8 protein-coding genes are annotated in these 14,798 nt (G+C 42.0%); all 8 read left to right on the top strand.

The genetic code is table 11. From position 1 onward, the window contains the following. The first annotated feature begins 62 nt into the window (after positions 1-62). The 8 genes from QTN47_RS15655 (at position 63) to QTN47_RS15620 (ending at position 14,411) form a co-directional block, all read left to right on the top strand. Positions 63-1,538, top strand: a complete 1,476-nt coding sequence (locus QTN47_RS15655) for an alpha-L-fucosidase (RefSeq protein WP_369330337.1) — start codon at positions 63-65, stop codon at positions 1,536-1,538. Between the two features lie 369 nt (positions 1,539-1,907). Then, the gene (locus QTN47_RS15650; RefSeq protein ID WP_369330336.1) at positions 1,908-4,631 is read left to right on the top strand and encodes a DUF1553 domain-containing protein; all 2,724 of its coding nucleotides are present in this window, start codon (positions 1,908-1,910) and stop codon (positions 4,629-4,631) included. Positions 4,632-4,802: 171 nt separating this feature from the next. After that, on the top strand, positions 4,803-6,308 hold the full coding sequence (locus QTN47_RS15645) for a DUF1501 domain-containing protein (protein WP_369330335.1): 1,506 nt from the start codon (positions 4,803-4,805) through the stop codon (positions 6,306-6,308). 205 nt (positions 6,309-6,513) lie between these two features. Then, positions 6,514-7,446: a sugar phosphate isomerase/epimerase family protein gene (locus QTN47_RS15640; RefSeq protein ID WP_369330334.1), complete on the top strand. Its 933-nt coding sequence runs from the start codon at positions 6,514-6,516 to the stop codon at positions 7,444-7,446. Positions 7,447-7,564: 118 nt separating this feature from the next. Then, on the top strand, positions 7,565-8,980 hold the full coding sequence (locus QTN47_RS15635) for a c-type cytochrome domain-containing protein (RefSeq protein WP_369330333.1): 1,416 nt from the start codon (positions 7,565-7,567) through the stop codon (positions 8,978-8,980). Then, positions 8,869-11,235, top strand: a complete 2,367-nt coding sequence (locus QTN47_RS15630) for a glycosyl hydrolase family 95 catalytic domain-containing protein (RefSeq protein WP_369330332.1) — start codon at positions 8,869-8,871, stop codon at positions 11,233-11,235. The genes QTN47_RS15635 and QTN47_RS15630 overlap by 112 nt, the downstream gene beginning before the upstream one ends. A gap of 65 nt (positions 11,236-11,300) precedes the next feature. Continuing rightward, positions 11,301-12,653: an alpha-L-fucosidase gene (locus tag QTN47_RS15625; protein ID WP_369330331.1), complete on the top strand. Its 1,353-nt coding sequence runs from the start codon at positions 11,301-11,303 to the stop codon at positions 12,651-12,653. Positions 12,654-13,274: 621 nt separating this feature from the next. Beyond that, positions 13,275-14,411 (top strand): glycosyltransferase family 4 protein, encoded by a 1,137-nt coding sequence (locus QTN47_RS15620; protein ID WP_369330330.1) that lies wholly within the window; start codon positions 13,275-13,277, stop codon positions 14,409-14,411. Positions 14,412-14,798: the final 387 nt, after the last annotated feature.

The raw sequence follows: 14,798 nt of genomic DNA, 5'->3' as shown, positions 1-14,798 counted from the left end.
TCGTACTTGCTTTTTCATTATCTTCCATCATTAAAACACCTAACGTTTAGCCTGTTATGTACATGAAAAAAAATTGTCTTCTCGCTGTATGTATGGTAACTGCTGCTTTTGTTACCAATCTTTCTGCCCAGACTTATCAGCCCAATTGGGAGAGTCTTGATAAGCGCCCAACACCACAATGGTATCTTGACGCCAAGTTTGGGATCTTTATTCACTGGGGCGTTTATTCCGTTCCGGGGTATGCACCCAAAGGAAATTATTCCGAATGGTATCAGTACTGGTTGCAGACAAAAGCTTTTAAAGGAGCTGTTGTAGATTATCATAATAAAAAATTTGGAGCAGGCACAACCTACTATCAGCTCGCGCCGCAATTCAAAGCTGAATTGTATAATCCCGATGAATGGGCCAAAGTAATTGAATCATCAGGGGCAAAGTATGTAGTGCTTACATCCAAACATCATGATGGCTATGCTTTATGGCCAAGCAAAGATGCCAGCAGGGATTGGGGATTTCCGTGGAACGCTGCAGAGGTAGGGCCTAAGCGTGACTTACTCGGCGATCTTTTTACTGCATTAAGAAAAACTTCTGTACATCCTGGTATGTATTATTCATTGTACGAATGGTACAATCCACTTTGGTTAAAGGATAAAGACGCCTACATTAAAAATCATATGTGGCCGCAAATGAAAGATGTGATCACGACTTATAAACCCGATGTATTCTGGACTGACGGCGAATGGGAGCTTCCCGCGGAAAGATGGAAATCGCAGGAATTCCTGACCTGGGCATTTAATGAAAGTCCGGTTAAAGACAGGCTGGTGGTGAATGATCGTTGGGGAAAGGACAACAGGTTTAAACATGCCGGGTTCTTTACACCTGAATATCAGCCCGAGCTTGATTTTCCCAATCACGCCTGGGAAGAGAGCCGTGGCATGGGATATTCCTACGGATATAACCGCGAAGAAGACGCGTGGGATTACAATTCCACCCAGTCGTTAATTATCAGCCTGGTTGATAAGGTAAGCCGCGGTGGTAATTTTCTGCTGGATATTGGTCCTGATGAGCACGGCAAAATTCCGCCTATTATGCAGGAAAGATTACTCCAGATGGGCGATTGGATGAAAATTAACAACGAGGCTATTTACAGCACCGTGCGTTGGAAAAGACCACATCAATGGAGCGAAGGCAAAACTGACTACAAACCCAAAAAGGATGATTTTAAAACAGTTGAGGACCTGATGCTGAAGCTTACGATTGATCCCGAACCTGGTTATGCGGTGCAGGAATGCTTCTTTACCTACAACCCAACAGCGAACAACTTATACGCTATTATACCGAAATGGCCGTCCGACAGGAAGTTTACCATAAAGGATATTACACTCGATCAAAACGCAGTACTGCAATTGTTAGATACCAAAGAAAGTCTGCAATGGAAACAGGATGGAAAAAATGTGATAGTTAGTCTTCCCGAATTCGATCCCAATAAAATCAAAAGCCAGTATGCTTATGTGATTAAGATGAATAATACCGGGAAATAAAGGCAAAATTCAAAAGTAAAAAGTCAAAATTTAAAACCTTGATTGTGAGCAAGATGCATTAATGCAGCAAGTATCAGTTAAGGCTTTTGAATTTTGACTTTTGAATTTTTACTTTGTAAATAAACTCATAGGCATAAAAAATTGATTCTAAATACATTTAGCATTTGGATTGTGTACTAACGGTGCCACATTTATGCAACCGTTTGCGGAAACTGCTGCAAAGTGATCATTTATGAAAGGAAGAATTTAAATTTACCTGCTTTTACGAGAAAGGATTGAAGCCAGAAAAACGTACCAAACACTGTTTGAGATTTACAAGTAGCACGATAAAAGAATACGCTAACCGTAAAAAGCACATAACGATTTCGCATGCAAAAAATCTTACATAGTAAAATTGCCCTGATAAGTATTGCCCTTGCGGCAGCAGTTTTGTTTTTTACGTGTGTAACAAAGGAAGACAAGATTGATTACAGCACGCAGGTAAAGCCTATTCTTAACCGCAAATGTATTTCCTGCCATGGTGGTGTAAAAGCCAAAGGTGGCTTCAGTTTGCTGTTTAGGGAAGAAGCATTGGCAAAGACCGAGTCAGGTCAGCCAGCTATTATTCCAGGAGATCCGGATGGAAGCGAAATGATCAGGCGCTTAACACTTGATGATCCTGAAGAGCGGATGCCTTTTAAACATGAGCCGCTGAGCAAGGATGAAATTGCAATTCTGCGTAAATGGGTGAAACAAGGAGCGCAATGGGGCGAACACTGGGCTTATGTACCGGTAAAGAAAACTGCAGTGCCCGACGTTGACAATAAATGGGCGAAGAATGATATTGATAAGTTTATCTATCAAAAGCTGGAAGAGCAAAAATTGCAACCTTCACCCGAAGCTGACAAGGCAACATTGCTTCGTCGCGTGAGCCTCGATCTCACAGGCATGCAACCATCTGAAAATGTTGCTAAAAAGTTTCTACAGGATAACGGGCCGCGGGCTTATGAAACGCTGGTTGATTCATTGTTGGCGTCGCCACATTTTGGTGAACGTTGGACAGCCATGTGGATGGATCTTTCCCGCTACGCTGATACAAAAGGCTATGAACGTGATGATGTAAGAAGCATCTGGCGTTATCGTGACTGGCTGATAAAAGCTTTCAATTCAGACAAACCTTACGATCAGTTTTTAACAGAACAGGTTGCAGGCGATTTGCTGCCAAATCCAACCGATGCACAATATATAGCCACAGCTTTTCATCGGAATACCATGACCAATGATGAGGGTGGAACTGATAATGAGGAATTCAGAACAGCTGCTATTATTGATCGTGTAAATACCACCTGGGAAGCGGTAATGGGCACCACTTTCTCTTGTGTGCAATGCCATAGTCACCCGTATGACCCGTTTAAACATGATGAGTATTATAAATTCATGGCTTACTTTAACAATAGCCGTGATGAAGATACAGAAGCCGATTATCCGCTGTTGCGCACATTCAACGATACGTTGACAAATGAGCTGACCTCATTAACTGCGTGGCTTACCAAGGAAAGTTCTGAAAAAAGAGCAAAAGATATTGAGCGCTTTATAAAAACATGGCAACCATCCATCAATTCACTTACATCAGATAAATACGTTAGCAGTTCACTTGCCGATACCAAGTGGCTGGCAATGAGAAATCATTCATCCGCACGTTTTAAACAAGTTGATCTTCAAAATACAAATCAACTTATACTGCGATACACAAGCGGATTGACCAGCGGAGTTTTAAGCATGCACCTTGACTCAACTAACGGTCCTGTATTTGTGAAGATCAATATACAGCCAACCAGGGGCTGGCAAATTAGCCCGGTTGATTTTCTGATGCAAAGCGGTGTTCATGATATTTATCTGACTTACGAGAATCCGACTATCGTAAAGCCTGATCAAAACGGAATGATGTTCGATTGGCTGCACTTTACACAACAATTTCCGGGTAAAGGAACAAAAGACTATGAAACGAATAATAAACTGTTCTGGAAGTTATTGACCGCAAATGCTCCAACTACGCCTGTGATGATGGATAATCCGGATGATATGTATCGCCCGACTTATGTGTTTGAAAGAGGAAACTGGCTGGTAAAAGGCAAAGAAGTAAAACCTTCCATTCCCCACATATTTGCTGCTGCCATGCCTGCGAAGGCGCCTGCAAACAGGTTGGGCCTTGCAATGTTTTTAACCGACAAACAAAACCCGCTTGTTTCAAGGACATTGGTGAACCGCATGTGGGAGCAATTGTTTGGTGCAGGCATAGTAGAAACTTTGGAAGACATGGGTACGCAGGGTGTTACCCCAACTCACCGCGAATTGCTTGATTACCTGTCTTACAACTTCATGAACGAAGACAATTGGAGCGTAAAGAAATTATTGAAGAAAATGGTAATGAGTGCAACTTATAGACAAGATTCAAAATTGACGCCTGAGCTACGCGAAAAAGATCTCTACAATAAATGGTATGCAAGGGGAGCACGCGTAAGACTAAGTGCAGAACAAGTACGTGACCAGGCATTGAATATCGGCGGTGTGATGAATGAAGAATTATATGGTCCGAGCGTATTTCCATTTCAACCTAAAGGGATCTGGCAATCGCCTTACAACGGTGCTGAATGGGTACAAAGCATTAACAATGAACAATACAGACGTGGTGTATATACCTTTTGGAAACGTACTGCACCTTATCCGTCAATGATCACTTTTGACGGTGGCGCAAGAGAAGTTTGTATGGCACGGAGAATTAGAACCAACACGCCGCTGCAGGCACTGGTTACATTAAATGATGAAGCATATGTTGACGTTGCAAGGCATTTTGCAAAGCGCATGCAGTCGGCTGGAAACACCGTTCAACAGCAAATTTCCAAAGGCTATGAATTGATGCTTTACAAACCGTTAGAGCAACAAAAATTACAGGTGTTGGTAACGCTCTATAACGAAGCAAAACAAAAATTCACGAAAGATATAAGCAAGGCAAAAGAAATGACAGAGGAAGACAATACAACACCGGATTTCGCGGCGCTGGTTGTAGTTGCAAATGCGATGCTGAATTTGGACGAAGTAGTAACAAAAAATTAATTGACAGTTAAAAATTCCTGCCCGACTGACGTCATTCAGGCGGGGAGAATTGAAAATGTGTGCGAATTGATAGATGTGCGAATGTGCAAATGTGGGTGTAAAATGATTAATAAAATGTGGTGATTAATTGCGATCGGCTGATGGCTGATAGCTGACCACTAATAGCTTAATATGACGCGACAAGAAATACATAATCAGCGGTTGGTGAAAGAGGCGGAGCATACTGCGCTTCGGTTACACACGCGCCGTCACTTTTTAAAAGAAAGTGCAATGGGTATGGGCGGACTTGCTTTAGCTGCATTGTTCGGCTGCAATAGTAAATCTACTGCAACTGCACCAATTGCATTTGACCCGGCGCACCCGTTGTTGCCGAAGCTTCCGCAATTTCCCGGAAAGGCGAAGAGCGTTATTTATATGCACATGGCAGGCGCACCTTCTCAGCTTGAGCTGTTTGATTATAAGCCCGAGTTGATGAAAATGGATGGACAGGAATGTCCGCCATCTTTGCTCGCGGGAAAGAAATTTGCCTTCATAAGAGGTGTTCCTAAGATGCTCGGTCCGCAGGCAAAATTTGCCCAGCACGGAGAAAGCAGGTTATGGATAAGTGAAAATCTACCGCATTTTTCAACCATCGCCGATGAAGTAACCATCATCAAATCCATGACTACCGATCAGTTCAATCATGCGCCGGCACAGTTGCTGATGCACACTGGTACACCACGTTTGGGAAGACCAAGTATTGGTTCGTGGGTGACATATGGATTGGGTAGTGAAAATCAGAATCTACCTGGTTTTGTCGTTCTGACAAGCGGTGGGCGTTTCCCTGATGCAGGAAAAAGCGTTTGGGGCAGCGGGTTTTTACCAAGTGTATACCAGGGTGTGCAGTGCCGAAGCGAAGGCGATCCGGTTCTGTTTATTGAAGACCCGCATGGTATGGACAGAGACCTGCGTAAAGCTTCCATTGATGCTATTAATAAAGTGAACGAAGAATCATATAAGGAGTTCAACGATCCGGAAATTCTTTCGCGCATATCCCAATATGAGATGGCGTATAACATGCAGATCTCTGTTCCGGAAGTCATGAACATCAATAACGAACCGCAGTATATTCATGATATGTATGGCACACAGCCAGGCAAAGCCTGCTTCGCCAATAATGTGCTGCTTGCAAGAAAACTGGTGGAGAAAGGTGTGCGTTTTGTTCAATTATTTGATTGGGGTTGGGATAGTCATGGTACTGATTCTTCTACTGCGATAGATGTTGGATTCATCAATAAATGTCGCCAGGTAGATAAAGCGAAAACTGCATTGATCCTCGACCTGAAACAACGGGGCCTCCTTGATGAAACGCTGGTAATTTGGGGTGGAGAATTCGGTCGCACGCCGATGATGGAAAACAGGGAAGGAAAACAAAATCCGTTCAAAGGTCGCGACCATCATACTGAAGCATTTTCTATCTGGATGGCAGGCGGTGGCATCAAAAAAGGACACTCATACGGCGAAACCGATGAAATTGGCTATAGTGCTGTGACCAACAAAGTGGAACCGTTTGATGTACAGGCTACCATCTTAAATCAGCTTGGCTTCGATCATGAACAATTCACCTATCCTTTCCAGGGAAGGCCATTCAGGTTGACAGATGTGAAGGGAAGGGTGCTGACGGATATTGTTGGGTAGGTACCAGCTGTCAGGTATCAGGTGTGAGGTATCAGGAAGAAGGCTGTCAGCTGTCAGCTATAAGCTATTAGCTATCAGCAATCAGCTTTTAGTGCCGAGGTTAGATAGTTTCAATAAATCAATATTTAAATTAAGAAGGCGTGTGTTCTATGAAAAGTTTTGCATTGAACACATCGTACATCGTACTTCGTAAATCGTACATCGCATGCTTTTTTCCCGAAGAAATTTTCTTGCTTCATCAGTATCTGCAACAACTGCTTTATTTTTAACATCTTTAGACAGTTTTGCGTTACCACAACAACAAACCAACAATATGAATACAGGCTTTAGCTTAAAAGTACTTGCTACCAACTGGGGCTTTGAAGGATCGATGGACGAATATTGTGAGAAAGTAAAGAAGGAAGGTTACGACGGCATTGAGATTTGGTGGCCGGTGGAAAAGAAAGACCAGGATGAACTGTTTGCAGCATTAAAGAAGTATTCACTGGAAGTTGGTTTTCTGTGTGCGGGACATGAAAGTGATTTTGATAAACACTTCGATCATTTTAAAATGATGATTGACGCTGCTGCAACAAACACGATCCAGAAACCATTGTACATTAATTGTCATTCTGGCCGTGATTATTTTTCATTTGATGAGAACAGGCAATTGATTGATCATACAACACAATTGTCCAAAAAGACAGGCATTAAGATCTGCCATGAAACACATCGTTCACGCATGTTGTTCGCGGCACCTGTTGCGAAACAGTATATTGAAAAAGTTCCGGAACTGCGTATAACTTTTGACGTGTCACATTGGTGCAATGTGAGTGAAAGTTTACTGCATGATCAACAGAGGACTGTAGATAAAACGCTGGAAAGAGTTGATCATATTCATGCACGCATTGGTCATCCTGAAGGACCACAAGTGAATGATCCCCGTGCGCCTGAATGGGCCGATGCCGTAAATGCACATTTCGCCTGGTGGGATAAAGTTGTAGAAATGAAAAAACAAAAAGGCGAGGTTCTGACAGTTCTGACAGAATTCGGTCCGATGGATTATATGCCTTCATTACCTTATACGCGCCAGCCGGTGGCTGACCAATGGGCAATTAATGTGCATATGATGCAAACGTTGAGGAAACGCTATGCGTAGCTGTGAGCTATCAGCAGTCAGCTTTTCACATTTTATGAATGACTGTAAAATGAAAAATAAATTTTAAGAATATTACGAGTTGCTGACAGCTCAAGGCTGACAGCTGAAAGCTAAAAACATGCTTGAATTTCTTGGTCGTTTTCACCCCGTTTTGGTTCATCTGCCTATTGGCATTTTGCTGATAGCGTTGCTCATGCAATATCTTTCTACAAAAGAAAAATATGCCGGCCTTTCAGAAGCTGTTACCATCTCTTTACTGATTGGTATGTTAAGTGCGTTTGCTTCTTGTATTACAGGATACTTATTGTCACTAAGCGGTGAATACGACAGGTCAGCAATTAGCTGGCACATGTGGATGGGCTTTGGCGTTGCGATTGTTTCGGCATTATTATATGTGCGCCGAATTAACAACAGGCGCGACAAGATCTATAAAATAATGAGCGGTGCGCTTGTGTTGCTAATCATTATTACCGGACATCTTGGTGGTAATCTCACACACGGAGCCGACTACCTCACAAGCGCCCTTGAAGGAAAGGCAGATGCTAAGTTTAAACGCAAACCTATTCCCGATGTGCAGCAGGCAATGGCGTACAACGATCTTGTTCAACCTATACTCGCGGAAAAATGCTTTAGTTGCCATGGACCAACAAAACAGAAAGGTAAACTTCGCATGGATCAGCAAGAGTTATTGATGAAAGGTGGAAAGGATGGTGTGGTAATCAAACCCGGAAATACGGATGAAAGTGAGATCATTAAAAGAGTGTTGCTACCGCGGGAAGATGAACATCATATGTCGCCAAAGGAGAAGCCCCAACTCACTCAGAAAGAAATTACAGTTATAAAATGGTGGATCGGTAACGGTGCTCCTTTCGATAAAAAAGTCAATCAATTGCCACAGGCTGATAGCATAAAGCCGGTACTGTTATCTTTCCAAAATGCTGAAGGCGGCTCTTCTGAAGAAGGTTCTGCGACTATAGCAGATAAGGATATTCCTGCAGAGCAGGTAACGAAGGCGGATGAAAAAACAATTGATGCGCTCAGGAAAGCCGGTGCAATTGTAATACCCGTTGCACAGAACTCCAATTACCTGCAGGTTAATTTTCTGAATGATACAGTGATAACGCCTGAAAAGCTGCAATTGATCGTACAATTAAAAAAGCAGCTGGTTAGTTTAAAGCTGAGCAATACCAATACTAACGATGCTGCCCTTGACGCAATCGCGCAATGCACCTCACTCATTAAACTGTTTCTTGATCATACGTTAATTACCGATAAGGATTTGAGCAAATTAAACAACCTGTCCAAATTGCGTTATCTTAATTTAGTAGGCACGGCTGTTACCGCCAATGGCATAAAACCACTGGCACAGCTAAAGCAACTGAAACGAATTTATTTGTATCAAACTAAAGTAGATAAGACACTATGGGCAGAGCTGCAAAAACAATTCCCCTCGGCAAAACTGGATTCGGGTGGATATATCGTGCCTTCATTTCCATCGGACACGTCGCTGGTGCAAAGGCCCATCGTGCAATAGGTCAGTCTTTTTTAATCAGATTGTCATGCATTATCGTAGCTGCAGCTGGTAGTTTTTCTGCAAACGCACAATCTCTAAAAGCATACAATTTACAGGTCGATTCACTTCCTAAAAGATGGGATGAGGCAATGCCATTAGGCAATGGCATGGTTGGCGCGTTGGTTTGGCAAAAGGGAGATAAGCTACGCTTTTCATTGGATAGGGCAGACTTGTGGGATGAACGTCCGGCAATTGATTTCTCAAAATTCAATTTCAAATTTGTACAACAACAAGTAAAAAACAACACGTACGATACGATTCATAAATTGGGCGATGACCCTTATGAAGCCAATCCCCATCCAACAAAAATTCCTGCCGGGGCTGTTGAATTTAATATAGCTTCATTAGGTGCAGTGAAACAAACCACGCTTGATATTGAAACAGCCACATGCATGGTGGAATGGCAGAACGGAACTTCACTTCAAACATTTGTAACTGCAAATAAGAATATTGGCTTTTTCCGTTTTAGTAATCTGGCTGCCGATATTCAGCCCGATATAATTGCCCCTCCTTACAATACCGGAAGAAAAGCAAGCCAGGGAAATTCAGTTGAAGGCCTGGGTCTTGAAAGCCTTGGATATGACAAGGGGACAATAAAAAAATCGCAGGGACAGATTTCTTACTATCAGCCGGTAGATAAGAACAAGGGATTTACAATAACCATTAAATGGAGTAAGAAAAATAATGTACTTACAGGATCGTGGGTCGTGAGTGCGATTACTTCAAAAAATAACAATACGGCAGAAGCCACCTATGATGCAGCGCTTGCACAACATATTGCATGGTGGAAAAACTACTGGCAACAGTCCGCTTTGAAAATCCCGGATCCGCTGCTTCAAAAACAATATTACCTGGAAATGTACAAGTTAGGTTGTGTGGCACGTAAAGGTGCACCTGCCATCACGCTTCAAGCTGTATGGACGGCAGACAACGGAAACCTTCCACCATGGAAGGGAGATTTTCATCACGACCTGAATACAGAGTTAAGTTATTGGCCCGGTTATACCGGCAACCATTTGCAGGAAGCAGAATCATATACTGACTGGCTTTGGAAAATTCGTGATGAAAACAAGAAGCTGACGAAACAATATTTTGGCGTTGATGGTTTGAATGTACCGGGCGTAACTACTTTAGATGGTGTTGCAATGGGTGGCTGGATCCAGTATTCATTATCGCCGTCCACATCCGCGTGGCTTGCGCAACATTTTTACTGGCAATGGAAATATTCCATGGATGAAAAGTTTCTTAAAGATCGGTTGTATCCATATATACATGACGTAGCGACTTTTATCGAAAACATTACCTACCTGCAAAATGGTAAACGTGTATTGCCCTTAAGTTCAAGTCCCGAGTATCATGACAACTCCATTAAGGCATGGTTTAAAAATTATACCAATTACGATCTCTCACTCTATAAATATGCCTTAAGTACGGCATCAGAAGTTGCTATGGCAATGAATAAGCCTGACGAAGCGAAGCACTGGAAAAGTATTTATGATCAGCTTCCCGCATTTGATATAAATGAAACGGGTTTAACAATTGCACCGGGTCAGAACCTGGATGAATCTCATCGTCATCACGCACAATTAATGGCAATCTATCCTTTGGGTTTATTGGATGTTGAAAAGCCTGCGGACAGAGATGTGATGGAGAACTCATTACATCAATTGGAAAAGATGGGGACAAGAGCATGGTGTGGTTATTCATTTAGCTGGGCTGCATGTATTTATGCGAGGGCAAAGCAAGCGGATAGTGCTGTTAACCAGCTTCGCATATTTGCATCTAATTTTTGTTCTACAAACAGTTTTCATTTAAACGGCGATCAGAAAGGCGGACAATATTCCAATTTCACTTACCGTCCCTTTACACTCGAAGGAAATTTTGCATTTGCGCAAGGCGTACATGAACTCTTACTACAAAGTAACAAAGGCTATATCGAAATTTTTCCAGCTGTGCCACAAAGCTGGAAAGACGTTTCTTTCAAAGATCTTCGTGCGGAAGGAGCATATGTCGTAAGTGCTGCCAAAGAAAATGGTGTAATAACGCAAGTGAAAGTTAAAGCTGAAAAAGAGGGACAGCTACGAATCAAACGCCCTTTCCCAACTTATTTGTCCGAAGGCATAAACCGCAGTTCGATAAAGCTGGAAGAAGGAAATGTGATGACGATGAATGTTAAAAAAGGACAGGTAGTTACGTTGAAGAATGCATTTGAGTAAATTGTTTAGAGATTAATACATTGCAACTTCTTTCATGAAAATGGAAGAGGTCTAAAACACACAACATGAAATTTGGTTACACGATTTTGTTATCCTTGTTAGGACTAGGCGCCACTGCCCAAAAGGCTGCACTATTGCCACCTTTGCCAACGCCAAGACAACTAAACTGGCAGGAACAGGAGTTTTATCTCTTCACTCATTTTGGTCCGAATACATTTACCGATCTTGAATGGGGACATGGAACAGAACATGAAGAGGTGTTCAACCCAACGGAGCTGGATTGCCGTCAATGGGCTCGAATAGCGAAAGCCGCAGGTGCAAAAGGCATTATCATTACAGCAAAACATCATGATGGCTTTTGTCTTTGGCCAAGCAAATACTCAAAACATACAGTGCGTGAAAGCAAGTGGAAAGATGGAAAAGGTGATGTATTGAAAGAATTGAGCGATGCATGTAAAGCATATGGCTTAAAATTGGGCATCTATTTATCGCCATGGGATCGCAATCATCCGCAATATGGAACACCGGGTTACAACGATGTGTTTGTGGATATGATGAAAGAAGTTGTGAGCCGTTATGGACCATTGTTTGAGTTTTGGTGGGATGGCGCGAATGGTGAAGGCCCGAACGGTAAAAAAATGGTGTATGACTGGCATCGTTTTGAGCAGACCATGCGCACGATTGCGCCTAATACACCTGTGTTCAGCGATATTGGCCCTGATATGCGTTGGGTTGGAAATGAGAAAGGCATTGCCGGCAAAACAAACTGGAATTTGTTAGATACTGCGGGTTTTAACCGTGGCCTTGGTGCACCGTCAACAGATACATTGAATAGCGGTAATTTTAATGGAAAGGTTTGGATTCCTGCCGAATGCGACGTAAGTATCAGACCAGGATGGTTTTATCATCAGACAGAAGATGCAAAGGTCAAAACACCAGAAGAATTATTTGACCTGTATCTGAAGTCAGTTGGAAGGGGAGCAAACTTTTTGTTGAATGTTCCTCCTGATAGAAGAGGATTATTTACATCTTACGATAGTGCTTCGCTGGTTGGCTTTAGAAAATTGCTTGACGAAAACCTAAGTAAACCTGTAGCTTCAAAGACATGGAAAGCTGTTCAGCAAACCAATAACACTTTCAGCGTTGCATTGCCAAAATCAACTGCTGTTAATTGTGTTTTATTACAGGAACCAATCGAGCTTGGACAAAGAGTGATTTCATTTTCAGTACAATTGAAAAAGAATGGTTCAGTTGTAAAAGAGATCTCAGCAACAACAATCGGCAGAAAACGGATTCTCACATTTCCGGCTGAAGAAGCAGATGCGGTTGATATTGTAATTAAAAACGCTAAAGCAACACCGTACTTAAAACAGATTGCGGTTTATAAGATCGCAGATAATTTGGTAGAGAAAGAATAATTAGTTTTTAGAATCAATATCGTTTAATAGAGTGTTGTCATTATCAACCATTCATAATGTCATGATCAGATCGATATTGGGGAGCCCTCTCCAGTCGTCGAGGTGACGAAGTGAGTGTAGATTACCGCATTATAGTTAATTCGTCATTGATGCTACTGCAATTACTTTTTCTGATAAGCCAGGAACGTCATGTCGACAAGTAATTTGGCAAACGACAATCAAAAAGAGATGACAGTACGCTTTTCTTCGATAGTCCGTAGGACTTTAAGCTCAATAGAAGGCCCAACATACAAAGGCTTTCTTGTCCGTAGGACAATCAACCCCTTGGTTAAAGCCCGTACGGGCTATGATGCCCCCAATTCGGTCTTCTCTGTTGAGCTTAATTCCCTGCGGGGAATTGTAACTGTTCTAAAATCTGTCATGAGCACGACAGGAGACATCTCCCAACGTTGGAGATGCATGCTTAGCTAAACGATATAGAGTTTTTAAATGTTGCTAAAGCTCTCCAAACAAAAATCGGGGAGCTTTTTTATTTTGAAGAATGCGAAAATAACGACGTAGAAATATATCTGGTTGTAGTCGTTTGCTGATGCCCACACTAATCCATTACTTTTGCGTATCATGGATAAGCAGCTATATATATCTTGTGTTTCATCGGGCTTCGGAGGACTGGAAATCAATACGCTTAAATTAGCTGAATGGCTTACAGAATATGGATGGCAGGTGCATCTGCTTTTGTTGGGTGATTCTAAAATGCATGAAGCAGCGGGAAAATTCAGTAAGAATATCACTACGGTGCCTAAAGGTTTTTTTATGAAGTGGCGCAAAGTGACTTACATGCGAAGATGGATAAACGCTAATGATCAATCCCCAATTATTTTTACTGCGCTTAACAAAGATATAGCTACAGCCTCCTTATATAAACGCCTATATAAATCCAATGCAATTGTTATCTATCAACAGCAAATGAAAGTTGGTGTTAAAAAGAAATCGCCTGTTCACATGCTGCGATATCAAATGGTTGATGCATGGATAAGTCCATTGCCTTATCTTATTGAAGAAACGCTGGAGAAAACAACCATTACCAGAGACAAAATAAAATTGATTCCACTAAGCATTGATGCAAAACCTTTTCTTGAAAATCCCGAAACAAAATCATCAGCACGTCAAAATCTTCATCTGCCGCAGAATGTAAAGCTGATAGGTGTTTTGGGTCGCATTGATCCGGAAAAAGGACAGGATTTTTTGATCCGTTGTATAAAAGTGCTGGAGGAAAAATATCAGTCTGACTATCATTTAGCCATTATGGGTAACATAACGCCCGAACATGGCGAAGAATACATGAATGGCCTGCATTCCCTGGCAGAATCACTGCAGATAAAAGATCGCGTTCATTTTTTACCATTCAGTTGGGATGTAAAGCAATTTTATCGTGCGATAGATGTATTCGCCATGGCTTCGCGAGGAGAACATTTTGGAATGGTGACAGTGGAGGCGATGGCTTCCGGTTGTCCTGTTGTTGGCACCAATAAAGACGGAACAAAAGAATTACTCGAAGATGGAAGATTGGGGTATTTGTTTGAGTACAATAATGAAAGTGATTTTTGTGAGCAATTGCAACAGCTTGAATCAAATGAAGATCTGAATTCGATGCTGGAGAATGCGAAGAAAGCAGTGGTTGAAAAGTATTCTAAGGAGCGTATGTGTGAGGGGATGGATGAATTGTTTGTCCACCTGGTTGAGAAAAGGAATAAATAACCTGCCTGTGGTCCTCGCGCCTTTTAGTTGCGTGGTCTTACTCTATCGCCTTTGACGATGTATCTGTCGCCGGAGGCTCTGAAGAGCTGTCGGCAAAAAAATGTCCTGCAATTTTGAGATGCAGGACATTTTTTTGCCCGTCTCCGAAATCTTCTAAAAATCTTTTTGTGCGCTTTTCATTCTTTAAAGCGTGTCTGTTTTGCCAAACAGCTTGCGGTAAGTAGTAATCCTGAAATAACCAAAAATTGTAATAAATGCAAAAATCGTATTAAAACCGCAATACTTATTAAACAAAATTTTACTGTGACTGTTGAAAAATAAACGGGTCGAAGTGCGACAAGCTGTTGTTAGATAATGCTTTGATTTTATAAAAAAGCGCCTCGTACT

Source organism: Danxiaibacter flavus (assembly GCF_041060425.1).
GTDB lineage: Bacteria > Bacteroidota > Bacteroidia > Chitinophagales > Chitinophagaceae > Danxiaibacter > Danxiaibacter flavus.
This window is presented reverse-complemented; position numbering and strand designations above follow the sequence as displayed.

What these genes read in the sequence shown, in the direction of transcription:
- QTN47_RS15645 (WP_369330335.1), top strand. Translation starts at nt 4,803, where the DNA reads ATGACGCGACAAGAAATACATAATCAGCGGTTGGTGAAAGAGGCGGAG.
- QTN47_RS15625 (WP_369330331.1), top strand. Translation starts at nt 11,301, where the DNA reads ATGAAATTTGGTTACACGATTTTGTTATCCTTGTTAGGACTAGGCGCC.
- QTN47_RS15650 (WP_369330336.1), top strand. Translation starts at nt 1,908, where the DNA reads ATGCAAAAAATCTTACATAGTAAAATTGCCCTGATAAGTATTGCCCTT.
- QTN47_RS15620 (WP_369330330.1), top strand. Translation starts at nt 13,275, where the DNA reads ATGGATAAGCAGCTATATATATCTTGTGTTTCATCGGGCTTCGGAGGA.
- QTN47_RS15635 (WP_369330333.1), top strand. Translation starts at nt 7,565, where the DNA reads ATGCTTGAATTTCTTGGTCGTTTTCACCCCGTTTTGGTTCATCTGCCT.
- QTN47_RS15630 (WP_369330332.1), top strand. Translation starts at nt 8,869, where the DNA reads ATGGGCAGAGCTGCAAAAACAATTCCCCTCGGCAAAACTGGATTCGGG.
- QTN47_RS15640 (WP_369330334.1), top strand. Translation starts at nt 6,514, where the DNA reads ATGCTTTTTTCCCGAAGAAATTTTCTTGCTTCATCAGTATCTGCAACA.
- QTN47_RS15655 (WP_369330337.1), top strand. Translation starts at nt 63, where the DNA reads ATGAAAAAAAATTGTCTTCTCGCTGTATGTATGGTAACTGCTGCTTTT.